This window comes from Rhizobium gallicum bv. gallicum R602sp (genome assembly GCF_000816845.1).
In the GTDB taxonomy this organism is placed as follows: Bacteria; Pseudomonadota; Alphaproteobacteria; order Rhizobiales; family Rhizobiaceae; genus Rhizobium; species Rhizobium gallicum.
Genome location: NZ_CP006880.1, coordinates 881903 through 906022, shown reverse-complemented (window position 1 = coordinate 906022; position 24120 = coordinate 881903). Strand labels below are relative to the sequence as shown.

Genomic DNA, 24120 nt, shown 5'->3' with positions numbered 1-24120 from the left:
CGGATTCAGATTTAGGCAAAGACGATCTAAAGTTAACCGACTTCCGGCATATGCAGGCGAACGTCAAGAACGGAAATGAATGGCAACCATCGCGGATTCAGGCATTTTTTCGGGGCGCAACATCCGGCGCGCCCGGCTCGGCTCAGGCCTTGTCATGTTCACTTTCGTGGTCCTCCACCTGTCGAACCATGCACTCGGCCTGATTTCCGTCGCTGCTGCCGATGACGGCCGACGGCTGTTTGTCGCCCTCTGGCGAAATCCGTTCGGCACGCTGATCTTCTACAGCGCGATCTTCATTCACATCGCGCTGGTGCTTCGCTCGCTATACATGCGTCGCAGCCTGGTCATGCCAAACGGTGAAATGGCCCAGATCGTGCTCGGCCTCGCCATCCCGCTGCTCTTGATCGATCATGTGATCGGAACCCGTATCGTCCATGAACTTTACAGGTATGCCGACAACTACGAAACGGTCGTTCGCCAGCTGTGGATCCTCTCCTTCGGCAACGGCATCCGGCAGGCAGTCGCGCTGATCGTCGTCTGGACCCACGGCTGCATCGGCCTGCATTTCTGGCTGCGCTACCGGCCTTGGTACGACGGTCTCGCACCGCTGCTTCTGGCCCTTGCCATCCTGCTGCCCGTGCTTTCGCTGCTCGGCTTTATCGAGATGGGCCGCACGATTGCCGAGCCGGACTATGAGGGTCTTGTCGATACCGGGCGCTATCAGGAAAACCTGAATACCCGCTATTATTCCGACCCTCACGCCCAGCGGCAAATCGTGATGATACGCGCCGGGCTCTATGGCAGCTTCTCGCTGGCGCTTCTGTCCGTCGTCGCCGCGCGCACCCGCCGCAAGTGGAAGGAGCGCACTGACCAGATTGTCGTGCACTATCCGGGGGGTGAGACGATCAAGGTGCCACGCGGTTTTACGGTGCTGGAGGCGAGCCGTCTCGGCGGGCTGCCCCACTACTCGGTCTGCGGCGGCAAGGGACAGTGCTCCACCTGCCGGGTTCAGATCCTCGGCGATTACCAACGCCTGCCGCAACCTGATCAACTGGAGCAGAAGACACTCGAGCGCATCAATGCGGCGCCGGACGTGCGTCTCGCCTGTCAGCTGCGCCCGGACCATGACATCACCGTCGCGCCACTTCTGATCCCTGCGACCGAAACGGCCCTTCCTGCCAACACGCAGGAAACAAGTCCTGGCCGGGAGCGTGAAATTGCCGTGCTTTTCTGTGACATTCGCAATTTCACGAGTCTGACGGAAACGCGACTGCCTTTCGACATCGTTTTCCTGCTCAACCGCTACTTCGCCCTCGTCGGCAAGGCAGTGGAACAAGCCGGCGGACGGATAGACAAGTTTATCGGCGACGGCGCCATGGCCCTTTTTGGCATCGGCGCTTCGCCCGGCGAGGCCTGCCGCCAGGCGCTGAAAGCGGCCGAAACGATCACGTCGGAAATTGAAAAACTCGGCGCCGAACTCGCCGATGAACTGACGATACCGCTTCAGATCGCGATCGGCATTCATTTTGGACCGGCCGTCGTCGGGACGATGGGGTACGGCAGGGTGCGAAATCTCACCGCCGTCGGCGACACGGTAAACGTTGCCAGCCGCCTTGAAAACGCCGCCAAGGAGTTCGGTGCAGCGCTCGTCATTTCCGAGCCTGTGGCCGATCTGTCGGGCGCCGATATGCGCGGCATCGAAAGCCGCGACATCAGCGTGCGCGGCCGGGCGCTGCCTTTGAAAGTCTATGTGATCCACAAGGAACGGGCGGGTTGGCCGCTCAATGGGAAAGCCTGATGGCCGTTGACGCGCTGGGATCAAAAAAATACTGGCGAAAGCGCCTGCGCAGAGCGCGGAACGCCGTGGCAAGCCGCTTCTTCGACACGCGCTTCGGCCGGCGGCTGCTTATCGAGAACATCGGCCCGCGGGTCGTTTCCATGACCGTTGATGCCGGCGATCATCTGATGACCTTTTCGCCATCCGACTATATCGGCCGCAAAGTCTTCCGGAAGGGGCATTTCGAGCGCGGGAACGTCGACCGGCTCCTGGCGGTGCTGCGCGAGCGCGGCCTTTTGCGAAAGGACGGCGTGCTGCTCGAGCTTGGCGGCAATATCGGCACGCAGACGGTCTATTTCGCGCTGAGCAACGCTTGTTCGCGCATCGTCAGCGTCGAACCTGATCCTCGCAATTTCAAGCTGCTGCAAACCAACATTGGCCAGAACCGGCTGGAGGAGACGGTCACGCTCGTCAACTGCGCCGCAGGCGAGACTGCAGGCGAGATCGACTTCTTTCTCAACGCCACGAACCATGGAAAGAGCAGCGCCATTCGACAGAGTTCATCGGATATGAAGGTGAGCGTCCCGGTAAAGCCGGTGAGCGACATCCTCCGCGAGGCAGGTCTCAATCCGAACGACGTCAGCCTCGTGTGGATGGACATCGAAGGCTACGAACCTGTCGCCTGCCGCTCCATGGCTCCGCTGATGTCGCGGCGCGTGCCGCTCTACATGGAATTCACACCCATTTTCTACGGCCCCGAACAGACCCGCGATTTCGTAACGATGCTTGCCGGCTGCTATGAGGATTGCGTCGTCTTCTTCGAGGAGGGCGAGCAGGAAATGAAGGTCGGCGACCTGCCAGGCGGCGTTGATCAGTACGACGTCCTCTTGCTGCCTTGATCCCTCGCTTGCGGCCCCCCGGCGTGCATGCATGGCAAGGGATTGATGGCCGTTGAGGCCAGCAAGGACGACCGAAGCCGACGCAAGCGTGGGTTATGCGTCCCGCTTGCCGCATTGCTGGCGACATGACGTCTTTGACCGTCGTCTCCTGCTTGTCATCGGTGCGGACGACCGGACCGAAGGCGCCTCATCGAATGCACAACCGAGCTGCGCAGGAAGTGGGCTTTTGGCCACGGCGCGGGAAACCTGCGCACCTAAGCAGGCTTATTTCCTCCGGTAGAGAAAATACCGTCCTTCCTTGATGCCGTCAGGCAGCGGCAGCGGCTCAAGCTCCGGCCAATCGAGCGGTAGACCGCTGACGGCGACGCCGCCCCTTGTAAGAACGCCGGCCACCAGCTGCGGCAGCCAGGTCAGCGTTATTGCGTCAATCTCGTCATGGCCCGTCCCGATATCGGCATGGGCAAGTGCTGCACCGATACCGATGAAGGCCTGGCCGCTTTCGCGGATATCGCCCGTCACCATGTCGTCGGCAGGCGGGGTCGAGGCCGAATAGGAATGCACCTCGCGATCGAATGCGATTATGCGGCGGGTCGGGAAGTGCTCGCGCAAATGATCGTAGGTCCGGCCGTTCCCAAGGCCGAACTCCAAGACCGGTCCTTCTGTCTCCTTCACCAGATCACAGATGGAATTGAGGATGTCGCGCTGAGCCGTCAAACGGCGGATGAAGCTGTCGAGTCGGCTCATCTATGTCCTTGTCCGTCATTCACTTTTGCAATCCGGTGCTATCACATGAAACTGCGCAAAGTCGACCACCGTAAATCAAAATGCGGTTGCCGCGGCGACACGCGTCTGTGATAAGGTCGGATCATGAATGCCGTTCCGGATCAACAATTCTTCGCGACAGTGCCGGTCTTCACCGATTTCGAGGACGTGACCGATGCTGGAAACTACCGGCCACTGCCGGACGGCTGGATTTTGGCGCTTGCTGATATCGTCGGGTCGACGCAGGCGATCGAGGCCGGACGCTACAAGGACGTCAACATGGCGGGCGCCTCTGTTATCTCCGCCGTCTTGAATGCCGTCAGCAAGGGCGATTATCCCTTCGTCTTCGGTGGCGACGGGGCACTCATCGCTCTGCCGGGATCACTCGAAATGATTGCGCGCGATGCTCTCGCAGCCGTACAGATCTGGGCCGAAGAAGAGCTCGGCTTCATCTTGCGCGCCGCCGTCGTGCCGCTCGCCGATATCCGCCGCGAAGGTCTCGATGTCATGATCGCACGTTATTCCGCCAGCCCCTACGTCAGCTACGCGATGTTTTCAGGAGGCGGCAACAGCTGGGCCGAACGGCAGATGAAAGACGGCAACTACGCCGTTGCGCGCGCAGCACCAGGCACCCGGCCGGACCTCGCCGGCCTCTCCTGCCGCTGGAACCCGATTGAATCGCGACATGGAGAAATCGTCTCCATCATTGCCGTTGCCGGCGCAATGGGCGCAGGCGCGGAGTTTCAGCAACTGGTCACGGCAATCGTCGCGATTGCCGCCGAGCAGGGCCGAGGCGGCCATCCGATACCGCCGGAAGGTCCCAGGCTTTCCTTTTCGATGAAAGGCATCGATCGCGAAGTAAAGGTGACTGCACCGAAGGGAAAGCGCTTCCTGACAAAGCTCTTCATCGTACTGCAGCTCGCCCTCCTTTCCGCGCTCTATAAAATCGGGATGCCGCTCGGCAAATTCGACGCCCAGCGCTACAAGGAGGACGTTGCCGGAAACTCCGATTTCCGCAAATTCGACGACGGGCTGAAGATGACGATCGATGTAGATGCCGCACGTTTGAAGCGGATCGAAAAGCTGCTCGATCAAGCGCAAGCCGGCGGCATTGCCCGCTATGGCCTGCATCGGCAGAAATCAGCGCTAATGACGTGTTTCGTGCCGACGCCGCTCTCACGCGACCACATGCATTTCATAGATGGCGCAAACGGCGGCTATGCCGTTGCCGCCGCCAAGATCACCCGCAAGGCTGTTTCGGCGGCAGGCGTCACGCCTTGATGACGTGACCTGCCGAAAGGCCGAGACGCTTGAAGACGTTTCGCGTGTCGACAATCAGCGGCGTGTTTTTGACAAGCGTGGCGTAATCGACCTGGTCGTGATCGGTTGCGACCAGCACAGCGTCGTAATCTGACAAGATCTCCGGCGCCAGCGCCACGGATTTGCGTCCCTTCAAGGCCTGATGTTCGCGGGTCGGCGGAATTTCGGCCACAAACGGATCGTGATAATCCGCCTTGCCGCCGCGCTCCTCAATGATCTCGATCAAGCGTAGCGACGGGCTCTCGCGGATATCTGCGACATTCTTCTTGTAGGCAAGACCGAGGACCAGAACCTTGCTGCGGCTCAGTGCCTTCCCGCAACGGATATCCAGTGCTTCTGCAAGCTTGCCGACGACATAGCGCGGCATCGCCGAATTAATCTCCCCTGCAAGTTCGATGAAGCGGGTCGGCAGTTCGTATTCGCGGGATTTCCATGTCAGATAGAACGGATCGATCGGAATGCAGTGGCCGCCGAGTCCGGGGCCAGGATAGAACGGCATATAGCCGAACGGCTTGGTCTTGGCCGCGTCGATCACCTCCCAGACATCGATGCCCATCGCCGCATAAACGGTCTTCAACTCATTGACGAGTGCAATATTGACCGAGCGAAAGATGTTCTCCGTAAGCTTCACCGCTTCGGCCGTCGCATTGGTAGAAACCGGAACCACGGTTTTCACCGCCGCGCCATAAAAGGCTTTCATCAGGCCCAGGGCTTCCGCGCCGTCGCCAGCGACCACCTTCGGAATGGTCGCGGTGTGATAGTGCTGGTTGCCGGGATCCTCGCGCTCTGGAGAAAAGCCGACAAAAAAATCCACGCCCGATTTCAGGCCCGTCTTTTCCAGGATGACCTTCACGACGTCGTCCGTGGTGCCGGGATAGGTCGTCGATTCCAGAACGACGAGCTGACCGGCACGAAGATGCGCTGCGATAGAGCATGACGTCGCTTCGACATAAGAAAGATCCGGATCGCGATGCTTCGTAAGAGGCGTCGGCACGCAGATGACGATGACGTCGCAGGCTGCAAGGCCAGCAAAGTCCGTCGTCGCGGAGAAGCGGCCCGCCTCCCTCTCGGCGGTCAATGCCGCGTCTGCCACCGCGTCGATATAGGATTTGCATGCATCGAGCGCTACGATCTTCTTCGGATCAATGTCGAAGCCGGTCACTTCAAAACCGCTTCGCGCAACTGCAATCGCCAGCGGCAGGCCGACATAGCCGAGCCCGATTATGCCCGCACGGGCCGAGCGATCTTTGATCTTTGCGGAGAGGTCGGCGAAGGAGGATGGGCTGGCCAAGACAGGTCTCTTCAATAAGAGGAAGTTAGGCGGTCAGATAATGCAAGATCGCCGAGATTGAAACCCGCCGTCTTCCAACGGTGATGTGAAGCCGGCGTGATCGCCTTGCCCGCATTTGCCGGATCTGCCAAAGCAGGTCTTTGCGGTGTGACCGAAAAGACTCGCAAGCTGCTCGAGATGATTGTCCAAGCGGAGAAAAATGCGTCGATGCCATTGTTTCGCATTCCCGGCGCGCCTATTTAAATCGAATAAGTGATTACGGAAAGGGCTGCCCGTCCTCCCGGTTTTTGTGGGTTTGACAGGTACGTCTGCCGGTTCCTCGGCAGATCGTTGACACGATAATACCGCTCGTCCATCTTGAATTTCCGCCCTGCGCACGACAGTGCCGCGGGCCGGTTTTTCTATCGTTTTCAGGAACGGACGTGCTTTATGAGGATAATACCAAGAATGAGCACGATCGAATCCAGCGTGTCCTCCATCCTTCTGGACCGCGTCGCCGAATGGCTGACAAATTCCTCGCTTGCCGGTGATGATCTCGAAAACATCGTTCGCGGGTTCTGCGAGCGGATTGCCGCCGCCGGTCTCCCGATCGCGCGCGTGCACCTGACCTTTTCGATGCTCCATCCGCTCTATGACGCTTTGGGCTTCACCTGGCGGCGTGCGAGCGGCGTCACGATCGAAGGCTACCGCCATTCGGTGGGCGCAAAGCCCGACCGCTTTCTCCAAAGCCCGTATTACTATCTTCTCGACAACAATCTGCAGCATATCCGCCGCCGCATCTCGCTTGATGGCGCTGCGGAATTCCCGATTTTCGAGGACCTGCGCGCCGAGAAGATCACCGACTATCTCGCCTTCGTGCAGCCCTTCGGCGACGGTTCCGTCCAGGGCATGATGGGCTCGTGGTCGACGGACAATCATTTTGGTTTTTCCGACGACATGATCGATGCGCTGCTGCGTATGCAGAACCACCTGGCCGTCGCCGCCAAGATGGCCGTGCTTGGCAAGCTCGCTAACAACATGTTGACGACCTATCTCGGCGGCGACGCGGGCAAGCGCGTGCTGAACGGCCAGATCCGCCGCGGCGACGGCGAAACGATTCGGGCCGCCCTTGTCATGGGCGACATGCGCCAGTCGACGATGTATGCCGAAAAGGAAGGCCGTCAGGCCTACATCGACACGCTGAACGAGTTCTTCGACGCGATTGCAGCACCTTTCAACCGCAACGGCGGCGAAATCTTAAGTTTCCTCGGTGACGGCTTTCTCGCCGTCTACCCCTGCGGCCGTCATAAGGATCCGTCGAAGATCGCCTCGCAGGCGGCCCTTTCTGCCGTCCATCAGGCGCAGGCCCGCGTTGCCGAGCTCAACACCGAACGCGCCGAAAAAGGTCTTGGCGCGATCAATTACGGCATCGGACTGCATATCGGCAATGTGATGCTCGGTAATGTCGGCCTCAAGGACCGCCTGACGTTTTCGGCCTTCGGTTCGGCCGTCAACGAAGTCCAGCGTCTTCAGGCGCTGACGAAGAAGTACAATCGCGAGGTCGTCGCCAGCCAGGCGTTTGCCGGTTACTGCGGCGGTGAATGGACGACGCTTGGTGAAGAGAAGCTGCGCGGCATCCGCCAAAAGGTGACGATCCTTCAGCCGCGCGCGCCCGCACCGGCGCGCGCCATCGACGGGGATTTCCGCGAAGTCGCGCCGAATGGCCTTTCCGAAGCCGAACAGGTCATCCTCCTCCACCGGGATGCCAAGAAGCAGGCCAAGCGGGCGACGGCTGAGGGTTTCGTTCAGTAAGCTGCGGCTGAAATGCTTGTTTTGCTTTTGTAATCAGGCGAAATGTGTCGGCTCCCCCATGCCCCGTCATCAACTGGACACCCCGATTGCGGTACGGTAGTGTGCCTTAACGGGAACACAAAAGAGACTGGGAATATCGTTGGTATGGCGTCCGCGTCCGACTTATTGCGCATCGAGAATCTCGACGTCTCATTCTCAGTGTTCGGAGACAAGCTGCGCGTTGTAAAGAATGCTGAACTGCGCATTCTTCCGGGCAAGGTGACCGCACTTGTCGGTGAATCCGGCTCCGGCAAATCGGTCATCAGCCAGTCGATCATGGGCATCCTGCCGAACGCCGCAAAGGCCACCGGCGGCATTCTCTTCACCGATCCGCTTAATGGCGAGACCACCGATATCCTGCAGTTCGGCCGCGACAGCGAGGAAATGCGGGATTTGCGCGGCAAGCGCATGGCGACGATCTTCCAGGAGCCGATGACGTCGCTCTCGCCGCTCCACACCATCGGCAACCAGATCAGCGAGGCGCTGCTGATCCACACCGATGCCGACAAGATCGAGGCACGCCAAAGAACCGAGGAGATGCTCGGGCTGGTCGGATTTGCCAATCCGCAGCGCACCTACGACATGTATCCGTTCGAGCTTTCAGGCGGCATGCGCCAGCGCGCGATGATCGCAATGGCGCTGATCTGCAAGCCTGCTCTGCTGATCGCCGACGAACCGACCACGGCGCTCGACGTGACGATCCAGGCGCAAATTCTCGAGCTGCTGCGCGACCTCCAGCATAAGCTCGGCATGGCGATGCTGCTTATAACTCACGATCTCGGCGTCGTCGCCAATATGGCAGACGAGGTCGTCGTGATCTATCACGGCGAAATCCTGGAAGCTGGACCCGTCAATGCAATATTTCGTGATCCGCAGCATCCATATCTCAAAGGTCTGATGGCTGCCGTGCCGCATTTTGACATGAAGCCAGGCGAGCGGCTAAAGGCGCTGCGCGATGTTCCAGTCAATCTGGAATCGTTCCTCGGCAAAAAGCAAATGGTGGGTGCGGACGGGCCGAAGCTTTTGCTTTCGGTCAACAATCTCTCGAAGACGTTTGCGACGCGCAAGCGCGGTCTTTTCGGTAGAGGTGAAGCGGCAGTCGTGCGGGCGGTCGACGACGTCAGTTTCGATATCCGGCGCGGCGAATGTCTGGGGCTCGTGGGCGAGTCGGGCTGCGGCAAGACCACCGTCAGCAAGATCCTGATGCGCGCAATCACGCCCGATGGCGGCTCGGTGATCTTCAATGACGGCAAGGACGTGATCGACGTGCTTTCCGTCAAGGGCGACGATTTGCAGGCACTACGCACCAAGATCCAGATGGTGTTTCAGGATCCGGTCTCGTCGCTGTCGCCGCGCATGACTGTGCGCAACATCCTGAGCGAGCCGCTGGAAATCCACGATCGCGGGGACAGCGCCGAACGCAAGCAGAAGGTCGAAGCGCTGATGGGCGCCATCGGCCTCGACCGGCGTTACCTGAGCCGCTATCCGCACAGCTTCTCGGGCGGGCAGCGCCAGCGCATCGGCATTGCTCGAGCCCTAGCTCTTGGTCCCAAACTCATCATCCTGGACGAGCCGGTCTCCGCCCTCGACGTTTCCGTGCAGGCGCAAATTCTCAATCTACTCAAGGATCTGCAAAAAGAGCTCGGCCTGACCTACCTCTTCATTTCGCACAATCTCGCCGTCGTCGACTACATGGCCGATCGCATCGCCGTGATGTGCAAGGGCCGCATCGTTGAAATCGCCCCTCGCGAGATCATCTTGCGGGATCCGGTGCATCCCTACACGAAATCACTGCTTGCCGCCGTCCCCTTCCCCGATCTCGACCGGCCACTCGATTTCGAAGCGTTGCGCAAAAATGGCGCCGCCGACAAACAAAACTGGGGCATCACCTTTACCGCCGAACATGACGATGCGTCCGAACTTGCCTATGCCGATCTCGGCAATGGTCATCTAGTGCGCGCCCGCAAGGGTGCAGATGCAAAGGAACTGCGTGCATGGTAACCCGCCGAACCTTTCTCGGCGGCCTGCTTGGCGCAGCCGTCGGACCGGCTGCTGCACGTGATATGGGCGACCGCGATATCGAGCCGGAATTCCTGCGCGACCTTTTGACAGCAGATCGCATTCCGCCAATGCCCGAGCGATTGCCGAAGCATCCGCGCATCATCAACATGAAAGAGGCCGGTCTGACCCCAGGCGTCTACGGCGGTTCTGTACGCACCATCATCGGCGCGGCGCGCGACATCCGCTACATGACCGTTTACGGCTATTCGCGCCTTGTCGGGTATGACAAGCACCTGCGCTTCCAGGCCGACATTCTCGGCGGCTATACATCGGAAAACGATAGCATCTTCACCTTCCACCTGCGCCAGGGCCACAAGTGGTCAGATGGGCATGCCTTCACGGCCGACGATTTCCGTTACTGGTGGGAAGACGTCATTTCCAACAAATCACTGACACCCGGGGGCGGTGCGCTGGAGCTGCGCCCGCACGGCGTGCTTCCGCAGTTCGAGGTGCTCGACGAATTCACCGTCCGCTACAGTTGGGACAAGCCCAACCCGAATTTCCTGCCGGCGCTCGCCGGCCCGTTACCGCTCGTCATCTTCGGTCCCGCCCATTATCTCAAGCAGTTCCACAAAAAATACCAGGATGACTTCCGGCTTTCCGCACTCATGCGGGAAAACCGGGTGAAGAAGTGGGTTGATCTGCACATCAAGATGTCGCGCGCCTCGCGTCCGGAAAATCCGGAGCTGCCGACACTCGATCCGTGGCGCAACACGACAGCACCGCCAGCCGACCAATTCGTTTTCGTGCGCAATCCGTTCTTCCATCGCGTCGATGAAAACGGCATGCAATTGCCCTATATCGACCGCTTCATCCTGAACGTCAGCTCGTCGTCGATCATCGCGGCCAAGGCGGGTGCGGGGGAATCCGACCTGCAGGCGACCGGCATCGACTTCAACGACTATACCTTCCTCAAAGAGGCCGAGAAGCGCTTCCCGGTCAAGGTCAATCTCTGGAAACAGGCGCGTGGATCGCGGATCGCGCTGCTCCCGAACCTCAATTGCGCCGACGAAACCTGGCGCAAGCTCTTCCGCGACGTTCGCTTCCGCCGGGCGCTGTCACTTTCGATCGACCGGCATGAAATCAACATGGTCGCCTTTTACGGGCTCGGCAAGCCGAGCGCCGACACCGTTCTGCAGGACAGCCCGCTTTATAAGCAAGAATACGCCGACGCCTTCATTCAATTCGATCCGGATGAAGCCAACCGCCTGCTTGACGAACTGGGTCTGAAAGCGCGTGACGGCGAAGGTTTCCGTCTGTTGCCGGACGGACGGCGAGCGGAGATCACCGTCGAAACTGCCGGAGAAAGCACACTCGATACCGACGTGCTCGAACTCGTCCACGATCATTGGAAGAATATCGGGCTTGCGCTCTACACGCGAACGTCGCAGCGTGACGTCTTCCAGAGCCGCGCCATGAGCGGCACGATCATGATGTCGACATGGTTCGGCATTGAAAACGGCGTTCCGACCGCCGACATGGCGCCAAGCCAGCTGGCGCCGACCGTCGACGATCAGCTGCAATGGCCGATCTGGGGCATGTACTATCTGTCCGCCGGCCAGGAAGGCAGCGCCCCCGACCTGCCTGAAGCGGTCGAGCTCGTCGACCTCCTGAAACAGTGGGGTGCCACTGCCGATTTCCGCAAGCGCGAAGCGATCTGGCACAAGATGCTGTCGATCTATACGCAGCAGGTGTTTTCGATCGGGCTCATCAACGGCGCGCTGCAGCCGATCCTGCGTTCTGCCAAGATGCAGAACGTGCCGGAGCGGGCGCTCTACGGCTTCGATCCAACGTCTTATCTCGGCATTTACATGCCGGATGCTTTCTGGCTGAAGGAGGCGTGACGTGCTGAGATATATTCTCTGGCGGATTGCCGCCATGGTCCCGACGCTGCTCGTGATTTCGGCGCTCGTCTTTACAATCATCGAGTTGCCGCCGGGCGATTTCTTCGAAAGCCAGATCGCCGAGCTGCGCGCGCAGGGCGAGAGCGCGAACCTGCAGGAAATCGAAGAGCTGCGGCAGCAATACGGTTTCGACAAACCGGCGATCATCCGCTACTTCTATTGGGTCGGCGGCATGCTGCACGGCGACTTCGGCTATTCGTTCGAATACCAACTGCCGGTCTCCGCAGTGGTCGGCGACCGCCTGTGGCTGACGATCCTCGTTTCCTTCACGACCATCCTGGTGACGTGGCTGATTGCTTTTCCGATCGGCATCTATTCCGCTACCCATCAATATAGCTGGAGCGACTACGGGCTGACGTTTCTCGGGCTGCTCGGCATTGCCATTCCGAACTTCATGCTGGCACTCATCCTGATGTATTTCGCCAATATCTGGTTCGGCATCTCGATCGGTCATCTGATGGACCAGAAATATCTCTCCGAGCCTATGAGCTGGGAGAAGGCGCGCTCGATCCTGTCCCACCTCTGGATCCCTGTCATCATCGTCGGCACGGCGGGTACGGCCGGCATGATCCGCCGCCTTCGTGCCAATCTGCTGGATGAGATGCAGAAGCAGTATGTGACGACTGCGCGCGCCAAAGGTCTTCATCCGACCCGTGCGCTCATCAAATATCCGCTGCGCATGGCGCTCAACTTCTTTGTCGCCGACATCGGTTCGATCCTGCCGTCGATCATCTCCGGCGCCGAGATCGTTGCCATCGTGCTGTCGCTCGAAACGACCGGCCCAATGCTGATCAAGGCACTGCAGAGCCAGGACATGTATCTTGCCGGTTCCTTCCTGATGTTCCTTGCCTTCCTGAACGTCATCGGCGTGTTGATTTCCGACATCGCCCTCGGCTTCCTCGATCCGCGCATCCGTCTGCAAGGCAGGAGCACCAAATAATGTCGCCCTTGCCACCGCCCGGCGCTCCCCTGCAGCACTATGTCTCGACCGCACCCTTCGATCCTGTCGCCACGGAAACGATGGCGGCTGCCAGTTCGCGTATTCACCTTGCTTCCCAAAAGCAGCTGATGTGGTGGAAGTTCAAGCAGCACCGTCTGGCGCTTGCTTCCGGCATCTTTTTGCTTGTCGTCTATCTGATGATACTGGTCGTTGAGTTTCTGGCGCCTTACGGCCTGCACACGCGCAATGTCGACTACATCCATTCCCCGCCCCAGCGCGTCCACCTCTTCGACAAGGGAGAATTGGTCGGTCCCTTCGTCTACGGCCGCAAGATGCAACTTGACCTTGACACGCTGCGCCGGATCTACACCGACGATCCTAACGACGTTCAGCCGATCCGCTTCTTCTGCCGTGGCGATTCCTATAAGTTTTGGGGCCTCGTTCAGTCCGATCTGCATCTTGTCTGCCCGGCACAAGGCGGCCAAATGTACCTGCTCGGCACCGATCGCCTCGGCCGCGACGTGCTCTCCCGTATCCTCTATGGCGCCCGGATTTCGTTGACGATCGGCCTGATCGGCATCGCGATCAGCTTCGTGCTCGGCATCGTCATCGGCGGCCTTGCCGGCTATTGGGGCGGCGTCTTCGACCTGATCGTCCAGCGGGTGATCGAGGTGCTGCAGTCGCTGCCGAGCCTGCCGCTATGGATGGCTCTTGCAGCCATCATGCCGGTGACGTGGAGCCCGATCGTCATCTATTTCGGTATTACCGTAATCCTCGGCATCATCGATTGGACCGGGCTTGCGCGTGCTGTGCGTTCCAAGCTTCTGGCGCTGCGCGAAGAGGATTACGTGCAGGCTGCCCAACTGATGGGGGCAAGCACGCCCCGCATCATCGCGCGGCATCTGGTTCCCGGCTTCATGTCGCATCTGATTGCCTCGGCGACGATCTCGATCCCGGGCATGATCCTCGGCGAAACGGCGCTTTCTTTTCTAGGGCTCGGCCTTCGGCCGCCGATCACCAGCTGGGGTATCTTGCTCACCGAGGCCAAGAGCGTCAGCGTCATTGCCTTTTATCCGTGGCTGCTTTTCCCGATTATTCCAGTGGTTCTTGTCATTTTGGCCTTCAACTTTCTGGGAGATGGGTTGCGCGATGCAGCAGATCCCTACAAATAGCAGCAGGCTTGGTGGAGATTTGCCGCTCTGCCGTGTCTCGCCCTCCGGAAGACTGGGGGCCTAATATGTCGTTCGCCCCGAAGGAAATACCCATGGCCAGACGCGTGGAAGATGCTCGCATTCTGATGTACAGCCACGATACGTTCGGCCTCGGCCACCTGCGCCGCTGTCGGACAATTGCACATGCGCTAGTCGAGGATTATCGTGGTCTCAATGTCCTGATCATTTCCGGCGCAACGATTGCCGGCGCGTTCGACTACCGGGCGCGCGTCGACTTCGTGAAGATCCCCAGCGTGATCAAGCTCCACAACGGCGAATATACGTCGATGGCGAGCCATATCGACCTTCACGAAACGCTGAAGATGCGCGAATCGAGCATCCGCCATACGGCAGAGACCTTTCAGCCGGACGTCTTCATCGTCGACAAGGAGCCGATGGGCCTCAAAGGGGAAATCGAGGACACGCTTGCTTATCTGAAGGCACGGGGCACGACATTGGTGCTCGGACTGCGCGAGATCATGGATGCGCCGCATCTGCTCGATGCCGAGTGGAAGAGGAACGGTATCATGCAGAAGATCGACCAGTATTACGACAGCGTGTGGGTCTACGGGCCGCCTGATTTTTACGATCCGCTGATCGGCCTCGATGTTCCCCACAGCGTTCGCCGGAAGATGGACTTCGTCGGCTTCCTGCAACGCAGCGTTTCGCTCGGCAAGACATCGGTCAACGCGCGCAAGGACGATTACATCCTCGTCACCACCGGCGGCGGCGGAGATGGTTCCGACCTCGTACATGACGTGATGAACGCCTATGAGCATGATGCGACGCTTGAGCAGAAAGCGCTGGTCGTGCTCGGACCCTACATGCCGGCAATCGAGCGCGCGAAACTCGTTAGGAAAGGGGAAAACATCCCCTATATCGAAGTGATCGAATTCGACAACCACATGGAAGAACTCATGGTCGGTGCCACGGGCGTCGTTGCCATGGGCGGCTACAACACCTATTGCGAGATTCTGTCCTTCGACAAGCCGGCGCTCGTCGTGCCGCGGGTCAGGCCGCGGGAAGAGCAGTTGCTGCGCGCCCAACGCGCCAGCGAACTCGGACTGGTGGACATGCTTCTGCCTGATCAGTCGGCTGATCCGGCCATCATGGCAGAGGCATTGAAACGGCTGCCGCAACGCCTGCCACCATCAAAGAGCGGACGCGACATGCAGCTTCAAGGGCTCGACCATATTTCGCAGACCGTCGGCCACTGGCTCGACAATCGCGGCAGCCATCTTGCCGTCGTCGGCGCAGAATAAAGATCAAAGCATTGCCGGAGCGCCGCAAGATTCTTGTCGTGCTGAAAGGCTATCCGCGCCTTTCCGAAACCTTCATTGCCCAAGAGCTGCTCGGGCTGGAAAAAGCGGGCTTCCATCTGACGCTGATTTCGATGAGGCGGCCGACCGACACGAAACGCCACCCGGTACATGACGAGATCAAGGCGCGCGTCGTCTACCTGCCGGAATACCTGCACGAGGAGCCGCTGCGCGTCCTGAAGGGGCTTTTTGCCGGCTTTGGAAAGCCGGGTTTCAGGGCCTTGATGAAACGCTTTCTGGCCGATCTGCCACGCGATATGTCACGCAACCGCTTCCGCCGCCTCGGCCAGGCGCTGGTGCTCGCCCGCGAGTGGCCCGATAACGGTCAATGGCTGCACGCACACTTCATCCATACACCTGCTTCTGTCACCGATTATGCAAGCATCCTGACAGGCGTGCCCTGGACTGTCTCGGCCCATGCGAAAGACATCTGGACGTCACCCGACTGGGAGCTGAACACCAAGCTTGGCACCGCCCGCTGGGCGGTAACGTGCACGAGGAGCGGTTGGGAGCATATGCGAAGCCTGACCGGGCGGCCGGATGCGGTCCACCTCAGCTATCACGGCCTCGATCTGGCCCGCTTCGGCCGTTTCGAAGGCCAGCACTCCAACCGGGATGGCACCGATCCTTCCGACCCGGTTCTTCTATTGAGCGTCGGCCGGGCGGTCGAAAAGAAGGGGTACGACGTGCTGCTGCGCGCCCTTGCCCTGCTTCCAAAAAGCCTCAACTGGCGTTTCGAACACATCGGGGGCGGTGACGAACTGGCCAGATTGAAGGCGCTCGCCGCAGAGCTCGGACTTGCCGGCAACATTGCCTGGAAAGGCGCAATGGCGCAGAAGGAGGTGCTCGCTCATTACCGCAGCGCCGACCTGTTTGCGCTTGCCTGCCGCATTGCAGCCAACGGCGACAGGGATGGATTGCCAAATGTGCTGGTCGAGGCGTCGAGCCAGCGGCTGATGTGCCTTTCGACCGATGTTTCAGGCGTGCCGGAACTGCTGACAAACGGCGAGAACGGTCTCGTCGTTCGACCGGAAGATCCGATGGCGCTCGCTGGCGCGCTTGAGGCGGCGATACGCGATCCGGCGCTGCGAAGACAGCTGGGAGATGCGGCGGAAAAACGCGTGCGTGAGCATTTCGACTATCATTCCAGCATAAAGCAGCTGATACGCCTCTTCGAAGAGGAATGGCAACAACCCTCATGAGCACAAAACGCATCCTCTTTTACGTCCAGCACCTGCTCGGCATCGGCCACATCGCGCGCGCAAGCCGCATTGCCGACGCATTGGTCAAGGACGGTTTTGACGTGACGGTCGCAACAGGCGGCTTGCCAGTCCCAGGCTTTCCCGGCGCAGGCATAAAGACCATAGCCTTGCCGCCGGTCGTTGCCAGCAATGCCGGCTTTTCGGGTCTGGCGGACGCCCACGGCAATGTCGCCGGCGACGCCTTTCTGTCAAGACGGCGCGACCTGCTGCTTGCCGCATTTCAGGAGGTGCGGCCGCATGCCGTCATCACCGAGGCCTTCCCCTTCGGCAGGCGTCAGATGCGCTTCGAACTGCTGCCGCTGCTCGATATGATCGGCAGGACGGATCCAAAGCCAAAACTCTTCAGTTCGGTGCGCGACATCCTTCAAGAAAACCGCAAGCCCGGCCGAGACGAGGAAACCGTCGACCTGGTGAAACGTCACTTCGACGCCGTGCTCGTTCACGGTGATGCGGATTTTGTGCGACTTGAAGATACCTTTCCGCTGACGGCCGAAATCGCAGACAAGGTACGATATACCGGGCTCGTTGCACCCAAGCCGGCCGCCGCTCCGACCGACGTCTTCGACATCATTGCCTCCGCTGGCGGCGGGGCCGTCGGCCTGAAGCTCATCCGCGCGGCGCGCGATGCGGCAGCCATGCTGCCCGAAAGTCATCGCTGGCTGCTCCTCACCGGTCCCAATCTGCCGGAGACGGACTTTATCGGGCTGAGCCGGGCCGCACCTGCCAACATCACGCTTGCGCGCTTCCGCAAGGACTTCCCCTCGCTGCTGGGCGGCGCGAAAGTCTCGATCTCGCAGGCAGGCTACAATACGGTCGGAGACCTGCTGCGAACAAATTGCCGTTCGATCCTTGTCCCCTTTGTCGCCGGCGGCGAAACGGAGCAGACGGTGCGGGCCGAGCGTTTGCAGGCACTGGGTCTCGCCGCAGTTCTTCCAGAGCAAGGACTGACCGCAGAGCATGTGGCGGCGGCGGTCGAAAGAGTGCTTGCAGCACCCGCCGGAAAGGACGTCACCCTCGATCTGACCGGAGCCGAGACAACTGCTTCGATCATCCGTTCGATGCTTGGTTGAATCGCTCGCCTATTATGAAAATCCTGTGATATAACTGAAGCCCCGGCGAGAATCGGCATTCGACAGCAATCCGCTTCGCCTTGATTTCCTTACAATACCCGGCGGTCCGGTTGCATGAATCTGTCTTCGGCATCTCCCCTTACGAATGGCCCCCTATCCCGGCCCGCCCTTTCCAATCAGGCTGACGGTTAGCATGGAAAAAAGCCTCGCCCGCTATATCTGGTCGAACACGCGGCGACAGCAGCTTTGGATTTTGGCTGTCGTTGCCGTCTCGATGGTCCCTTATTTCTTGTCCTTCGATTTGCCGAAACAGATCGTCAACGGCCCGATTCAAGGTGATGGCTTCGAGAATGCGAATGCGACCCAGACCTTCATGCATCTTGCCTATGACATCCCGCTGATCGGGCATGTCGAATTCTTCGAGGGATTCCAGCTCAACCGCCTTCAGATGCTGATGGCGCTGAGCCTCGTCTTCCTGGCGCTCGTCGTACTGAACGGCCTCTTCAAATTCTACATCAATACCTACAAAGGCCGCCTCGGCGAGCGCATGTTAAGGCGTATTCGGTTCCAACTCATCGACCGGGTGCTGCGTTTCCCGCCCGTCCATTTCAAGCGGGTGAAATCGGCTGAAATTGCCACGATGATCAAGGACGAGGTGGAGCCAATGGGCGGCTTTACCGGTGATGCCTTCGTCTCGCCTGCCCTTCTCGGCGGCCAGGCGCTGACGGCGCTTGCCTTCATCATTGTCCAGAACTTCTGGCTCGGTATGATTGCGGCCGCAATCGTCGGCGTGCAGGCGGTCGTCATTCCGCGCATGAGAAAGCGGCTGCTCGAGCTGGGCCGCCAGCGGCAGCTGACAGCCCGCGAGCTTTCCGGCCGCGTTGGCGAGATTGTCGAGGGTATCGGCACGATCCATGGCAATGACACCTCGAACCTGGAACGCGCCGACATTGCCACGCGTCTCGGCCTCATCTTCTCGATCCGCTACGACCTTTACCAGTGGAAGTTCCTGGTGAAGTTCCTGAACAACTTCCTGGCGCAGGTGACGCCTTTCCTATTCTACGCGATCGGCGGCTACCTCGCATTGCAGGGGCGCCTTGATATCGGCCAGCTCGTTGCGGTCATCAGCGCCTACAAGGATCTTCCGGGGCCATTGAAAGAGCTGATCGACTGGGATCAGATGCGCCAGGACGTTCAGGTCAAGTATCAGCAGGTCTATGAACAGTTCAATGTCGAGCCGCTTATTGACAGCCGCATCCAGGAAATCCCGGCAGAAGCAGTCGGCCCGCTGACGGCAGCCCTCGTCGTTAGCAACCTCACCCTCAGCGACGATAGCGGCGCGCGCCTGGTCGACCACGTCTCGGTCGAGATCAGGCCGAACGAGACAGTGGCGGTTGTCGGGCCGAACGGCAGTGGTGCGGAGGCTTTCGCCGAAGCGCTCGGCCGCATCGTCTGGCCGGACTCAGGCCGTATCAGTATCGACGGCCGCGACCTTCTGGAACTGCCGGAATCGATTACCGGCCGTCGCATTTCCTACGCTTCCTCCGATAGCTATTTTTTTCACGGCACGCTGCGCGACAACCTGCTTTACGGTCTCAAGCATGCACCGCTGACCGATCCCAACTACGAGGACGAGGCAGCACAAGAGTTCAAATGGCATGCCGCCGAGGCGCTGAAGGCCGGCAACCCGACGCTTGATCTCAACAGCGACTGGGTCGATTACAACGCCGCCGGGGCAACCGGACCGGACGATCTGCTGACGGCGATCCGACCGGTGCTCGATGCCGTGTTGATTTCGCAGGACATCCTCGACCTTGCCCTCCGCTCGACGGTTGATACAACAGTGCATGTGGCGCTTGCGGGACGCATCGTGGATCTGCGTCAGTCGCTGCGAGAGCGTATGAAGGACGAGAGCCTCGATGCCATCGTCGTGCCTTTTGATTTTGATAATTACAATTCCCAGGCAACGGTCGGCGAAAACCTGCTCTTCGGCACGATGAAGCGACCGATGATGAACAACCGCAAGCTTGCGGCTCACCCCTATTTCCAGCAGCTTTTCCGCGATACCGGCCTCAGCAACGACCTCTATGCGATGGGCCTGGAAATCGCCGAAAACGCCGTCGAACTCTTCCACGATCTGCCGCCCGACCACCCTTTTTTCCAGCAGCTGACCTTCATGACGGCGGATGATATTCCGACCTATCAGGCCTTGCTGCAGAAATTGCAGAGCCGCCGGTTCGAGGATGCGAGCATCGATGAGCGCTCGATGATCATCCGGCTGAGCTTTGCCTATATCGAGCCGCGCCATCGCTTCGGCTTGCTGAGCGATGAACTGATGGCCAAGATCGTGAGCGCCCGCAAGCAGTTTCACGAGCATATACCGGATGATCTTGCCGTTCTCATCGAGCGGTACGATCCCGAGCGCTTCACCTCCTCCGCAACGCTGATGGACAACGTGCTGTTCGGCCGTATCGCCTATCAGCAGGCGGACGCTTCCGATCGTATTCGCACCATCATGAGCGAACTCTTCGATGCTCTTGATCTTTACGACGACGTGTTGTCGATCGGCCTTGAATTTGACGTCGGTTCCGGCGGCAAGCGATTGACGATGGTTCAGCGCCAGAAACTCAACCTCGCCCGCGCGCTTTTGAAGCGTTCGGATTATTTCATCTTCAACCGGCCGCTTCCCGCGCTCGATCAGCGTGTGCAGGATCAGATCATCCGCAACGTCGTCCAAGACCTGCACGAGGAGGGTAAACGCCCAGCGATCATCTGGGTGCTTTCAAACGCAAAACTTGCAGAAATCTTCGACAGGATTCTACTTTTTAATCGCGGAGATTTAGTTGAAGCGGGGAACTATCCCGAACTTTCCGAGAAAAACGGGATGTTCAAGGAACTGTTATCGTAATATTCTATTGCGGCGGCTGAGACGGCATTCTTGCGAGGGAATGCCAGTAGAGTTTTTTAAAGCGCGTTCTCCTTCGGCGAGGAGAAGCGGCAGGGGGTGAGACGCTCATGCTGTTGAGAGATGAAGTCGAAATGCTGCGGCGGGTGCCGATCTTCGCAAGGATCGCCCCGGCGAAACTCAAGCTTTTGGCCTTCACCTCCGATCGGATGAGCTACAAGGCCGGTCAGGATCTCTTCCACCAGGGCGATCCGGGCGACGCGGCCTATGTGGTGCTTTCCGGCACAGCCGATATTCTCGTGAATTCGCCTGCAGGCGACATAAAAGTCGCCGACGTCGAGGTTAATTCCATCGTCGGCGAAATTGCCATCCTCTGTGACGTGTCGCGCACCGCGACTGTCCGTGCTACCTCTCCACTGGAAGTGCTGCGCATCAGCAAAGAGCATTTCCTGAAGCTTCTCAGCGATTTTCCCGAAATTGCCGTCGAGATCATGCGCGTCCTTGCCGACCGCCTGAACCATACGACGGCGGAATTGACGGCCGCACGCGCTGCAAAGCAGCCGCAGGCGGCGCTTCAGTAATCTTCGGCAAGTTCCGGACATGAAAACCCCCCGCAGGCTGTTGTCCAACGGGGGTCAGTTCACCGCGGTCGGCAGGCTTCATGCTTCAGTGGTCGCTACTCGCGCTGCTCCAGCGCCTTGCTGAAAGCAAGTGCGGCAAGCGTGCAGATGGCGCCCGAAAGCAGGTAATAGCCGACAAAAGGCAGGCCAAAGCGGCTGGACAGACCAAGTGCAACGAGCGGCGCAAAACCCGCACCCACCAACCAGGCGAGATCCGACGTGAAGGCTGCGCCCGTATAGCGATAGCCGCGGCCGAACCGCGAAGAGATCGAACCGGTAGCCTGACCGAACGAAAGGCCAAGCACGCCGAAGCCGATGATGACGAAAGCGTCCTGGCCGGTGTCACCGGCGGCAATGAGCATCGGGCCGATAAAGGAGAAGATCGCGATCAGCACGGCACAGACGGCAAGCTGACCTCGGCGGCCGATGCGATCGGCGATCAGGCCAGAGGCGATGATGGCGACGATGCCGACCGCGGCGCCGATGATCTGCACAACCATGAAAGTGCCGAGCGGTTGGCTGCCGTAAAGGCTCATCCAACCAAGCGGAAAAATGGTGACGAGATGGAACATTGCAAAGCTTGCGAGAGGGACGAAGGCGCCGATCAGGATATCGCGACCGTGGATGCGAAGGACATCGACAATTGGCGCCGCTTCCAGTTCATGCTGCTCCAGAAGCGTGCCGAATTCTTTCGTCATGACGAGACGCAGGCGAGCAAAGAGGGCCACGACGTTAATGGCGAACGCGACGAAGAACGGGTAGCGCCAGCCCCAGGAGAGGAAATCATCGTTTGAAAGATTGGCGATGAAGAAGCCGAACAGAGTGCTCGCCAACGCAAAACCGATCGGCGCACCAAGCTGCGGGATCATCGCATACCAGCCGCGGTGCCGCTCCGGCGCATTCAGCGCCAGCAACGAAGCAAGCCCGTCCCATGCGCCTCCGAGGGCAAAGCCTTGTCCAAGGCGGAAAAGCGCAAGCAAGGCGATCGACCAGTAGCCGATGACGTTGTAGCCGGGCAGGAAGGCAATCGAGGCCGTCGAGCCACCGAGCAGGAAGAGGGCAATCGTCAGCTTTGTGCCGCGGCCGTAGAGCCGGTCGATGGTCATGAACACAACGGAGCCGACAGGGCGGGCAAGGAACGCCAGCGAAAAGATCGCGAAAGAATAAAGCGTCGCCGTCAGCCGGTCCGGCGCGAAGGGAAAGACAAGCTGCGGAAAGACGAGAACCGAGGCCAGGCCGTAAACGAAGAAATCGAAAAATTCCGACATGCGTCCGATGACGACACCGATCGCGATGCTGCCCGGCGAGACCGGCTTGTCATCGTGAATTCTACGTGCGTCGTGTTCCAGCGTGCGCGATGACGGTCCGTAGTGTACCTGTGTTTCAGCCATTTAACGCCTCCCTCGTTGAGGTGCTTTTACGAAGCGCCTCAAGACGATCTTGATCAAACCCGCCGGGTTATCAAGTCCGGACGGCGCAAATAGTTCATCATCCATTCTCAAAATGACATGTACATCGCAAAAAGCGGACGGGACGGCTCGCGAAACTGGCCAACTGCGCATTTGCGGATATATAGGCCGGAAAAACATTTGATGCCGGCACAATCCTTCTTGACTTTCAGGATTTTTCAGAAGGCCGTGAAGACATTCTGCGGCATTGCGGCATATTTGCTGCACTGCGACCAAACACCTCATGTCACCATGCCGTTTCGTGCTTTAGTCGCGGTTCGGACGAAACAACAAGAGCTTAGAGACGTGCAAAAACTGATGAAGTTTTCCCGCCTTCTATCCATGTTGCCGCTATTCATGCTGGCAGGGTGCAATCTGGTGGTGATGTCGCCGTCGGGCGATATCGCCAATCAACAGGCAGACCTAATTCTGGTCTCGACCTTCTTGATGCTTTTGATCATCGTGCCGGTCTTGTTCCTCACGCTGTTCTTCGCCTGGCGATACAGGCGCTCGAACACAGCGGCGACCTATGATCCGGAATGGCATCACTCCACCCGTCTTGAAGTCGTGATCTGGTCAGCGCCGCTTGCCATCATCATTGCGCTCGGCGCCATCACTTGGATCAGCACACACAAGCTCGACCCCTACCGCGCGCTTGACCGGCTGGATGCAGAACGCGCGATTCCTGCTGGTGCGAAGCCGCTCAACGTCGAAGTCGTGGCGCTCGATTGGAAATGGCTGTTCTTTTATCCTGACCTCGGCATTGCGACCGTCAACGAACTGGCAGCCCCGGTCGACGTTCCGATCAATTTCAAGATCACCGCGTCTTCGGTGATGAACTCCTTTTACATTCCGGCGCTCGCCGGCCAGATCTACGCCATGCCCGGCATGCAGACGAAGTTGCACGCCGTCATCAACAAGCAAGGCGAGTACGAAGGCTTTTCTGCCAATTACAGCGGCGACGGCTTCTCGCACATGCGCTTCAAGTTTCACGGTCTAAACCAGCAGGGCTTCGACGATTGGATCGCCCGTGTCAAAGCGCAAGGTACGGCGCTTAACCGCGATGCCTACCTGAAACTCGAAAGGCCGAGCGAACGAGAGCCCGTGCGCTACTACGCCAGCGCCGAGGCCGGCCTCTTCGAGGCCATCCTCAACATGTGCGCGACACCCGGTAAGATGTGCATGAACGAGATGATGCACATCGACATGATGGGCGGCGCAGGCAAGGAGAGCGCCGAAAACCGGGAGCGGCTTGAATATGACAACCGCCATGCCGAACAGGGCGAGCGCACCAATGCCCCGACCTTCCCTGCAACCGGCACGCCGGCACGCAGCGGGCAAGAGCCCGAGGGCACCGACAGCAACACCCGGCAGCCTGACGCCCAGCCGCAGCAGGGCGGGCAGACCATGCCCGGGATGCCGCATGACGGTCATTCCATGCCCGGCATGGATCACGGCAGCGGCAGTCCGGCTCAACCGGGCAGCAACCATTAAAACCTGG

At 59.5% G+C, this 24120-nt stretch carries 17 protein-coding genes; 14 read left to right on the top strand and 3 right to left on the bottom strand.

All coding sequences use genetic code 11. From position 1 onward, the window contains the following. Window positions 1-79 precede the first annotated feature (79 nt). Window positions 80-1798, top strand: a complete 1719-nt coding sequence (locus tag RGR602_RS27445; protein ID WP_040115169.1) for an adenylate/guanylate cyclase domain-containing protein — start codon at window positions 80-82, stop codon at window positions 1796-1798. Next, window positions 1798-2676, top strand: coding sequence for an FkbM family methyltransferase (locus RGR602_RS27440; protein ID WP_040115167.1), 879 nt, complete (start codon window positions 1798-1800; stop codon window positions 2674-2676). Before RGR602_RS27445 ends, RGR602_RS27440 begins: the two co-directional genes overlap by 1 nt. 264 nt (window positions 2677-2940) lie before the next feature. Here the strand turns inward: RGR602_RS27440 and RGR602_RS27435 are convergent, their stop codons facing one another. Beyond that, on the bottom strand, window positions 2941-3420 hold the full coding sequence (locus RGR602_RS27435; protein ID WP_040115166.1) for a class I SAM-dependent methyltransferase: 480 nt from the start codon (window positions 3418-3420) through the stop codon (window positions 2941-2943). Window positions 3421-3543: 123 nt separating this feature from the next. Between RGR602_RS27435 and RGR602_RS27430 the strand changes: the two genes are divergently transcribed. Then, window positions 3544-4719 (top strand): DUF3095 domain-containing protein, encoded by a 1176-nt coding sequence (locus tag RGR602_RS27430; protein ID WP_040115164.1) that lies wholly within the window; start codon window positions 3544-3546, stop codon window positions 4717-4719. Here the strand turns inward: RGR602_RS27430 and RGR602_RS27425 are convergent. Continuing rightward, the gene (locus RGR602_RS27425; protein ID WP_040115162.1) at window positions 4709-6049 is read right to left on the bottom strand and encodes a nucleotide sugar dehydrogenase; all 1341 of its coding nucleotides are present in this window, start codon (window positions 6047-6049) and stop codon (window positions 4709-4711) included. The two genes, RGR602_RS27430 and RGR602_RS27425, sit on opposite strands and share 11 nt — an antisense overlap. A gap of 447 nt (window positions 6050-6496) precedes the next feature. On the opposite strand from RGR602_RS27425, the gene RGR602_RS27420 reads away from it, so the two are divergent. The 10 genes from RGR602_RS27420 (at window position 6497) to RGR602_RS27375 (ending at window position 21132) form a co-directional block, all read left to right on the top strand. Further along, window positions 6497-7840: an adenylate/guanylate cyclase domain-containing protein gene (locus tag RGR602_RS27420; protein ID WP_040115161.1), complete on the top strand. Its 1344-nt coding sequence runs from the start codon at window positions 6497-6499 to the stop codon at window positions 7838-7840. 144 nt (window positions 7841-7984) lie between these two features. After that, window positions 7985-9880: an ABC transporter ATP-binding protein gene (locus RGR602_RS27415; protein ID WP_040115160.1), complete on the top strand. Its 1896-nt coding sequence runs from the start codon at window positions 7985-7987 to the stop codon at window positions 9878-9880. Next, complete coding sequence (locus RGR602_RS27410) at window positions 9874-11784, top strand: ABC transporter substrate-binding protein (protein WP_040115159.1); 1911 nt, start codon at window positions 9874-9876, stop codon at window positions 11782-11784. The genes RGR602_RS27415 and RGR602_RS27410 overlap by 7 nt, the downstream gene beginning before the upstream one ends. Before the next feature lies 1 nt (window position 11785). Beyond that, window positions 11786-12784, top strand: a complete 999-nt coding sequence (locus RGR602_RS27405; RefSeq protein WP_040115158.1) for an ABC transporter permease — start codon at window positions 11786-11788, stop codon at window positions 12782-12784. Next, window positions 12784-13956, top strand: coding sequence for an ABC transporter permease (locus RGR602_RS27400; protein ID WP_040115157.1), 1173 nt, complete (start codon window positions 12784-12786; stop codon window positions 13954-13956). The genes RGR602_RS27405 and RGR602_RS27400 overlap by 1 nt, the downstream gene beginning before the upstream one ends. Window positions 13957-14048: 92 nt before the next feature. Beyond that, the gene (locus RGR602_RS27395; RefSeq protein WP_040115156.1) at window positions 14049-15257 is read left to right on the top strand and encodes a glycosyltransferase family protein; all 1209 of its coding nucleotides are present in this window, start codon (window positions 14049-14051) and stop codon (window positions 15255-15257) included. Between the two features lie 11 nt (window positions 15258-15268). Then, a complete protein-coding gene (locus RGR602_RS27390; protein ID WP_040115155.1) occupies window positions 15269-16516 on the top strand; it encodes a glycosyltransferase in 1248 nt (415 codons plus the stop codon). Then, window positions 16513-17646: a glycosyltransferase family protein gene (locus RGR602_RS27385; protein WP_040115154.1), complete on the top strand. Its 1134-nt coding sequence runs from the start codon at window positions 16513-16515 to the stop codon at window positions 17644-17646. The genes RGR602_RS27390 and RGR602_RS27385 overlap by 4 nt, the downstream gene beginning before the upstream one ends. 193 nt (window positions 17647-17839) lie before the next feature. After that, window positions 17840-20554: an ABC transporter ATP-binding protein gene (locus tag RGR602_RS27380; protein WP_040115153.1), complete on the top strand. Its 2715-nt coding sequence runs from the start codon at window positions 17840-17842 to the stop codon at window positions 20552-20554. 107 nt (window positions 20555-20661) lie between these two features. Further along, window positions 20662-21132, top strand: a complete 471-nt coding sequence (locus RGR602_RS27375) for a cyclic nucleotide-binding domain-containing protein (RefSeq protein ID WP_040115152.1) — start codon at window positions 20662-20664, stop codon at window positions 21130-21132. A 95-nt stretch (window positions 21133-21227) separates the two neighbouring features. Here the strand turns inward: RGR602_RS27375 and RGR602_RS27370 are convergent, their stop codons facing one another. After that, a complete protein-coding gene (locus RGR602_RS27370) occupies window positions 21228-22562 on the bottom strand; it encodes an MFS transporter (RefSeq protein ID WP_040115151.1) in 1335 nt (444 codons plus the stop codon). A gap of 363 nt (window positions 22563-22925) precedes the next feature. Between RGR602_RS27370 and cyoA the strand changes: the two genes are divergently transcribed. Next, on the top strand, window positions 22926-24113 hold the full coding sequence (gene cyoA / locus RGR602_RS27365) for a ubiquinol oxidase subunit II (RefSeq protein ID WP_040116519.1): 1188 nt from the start codon (window positions 22926-22928) through the stop codon (window positions 24111-24113). Window positions 24114-24120: the final 7 nt, after the last annotated feature.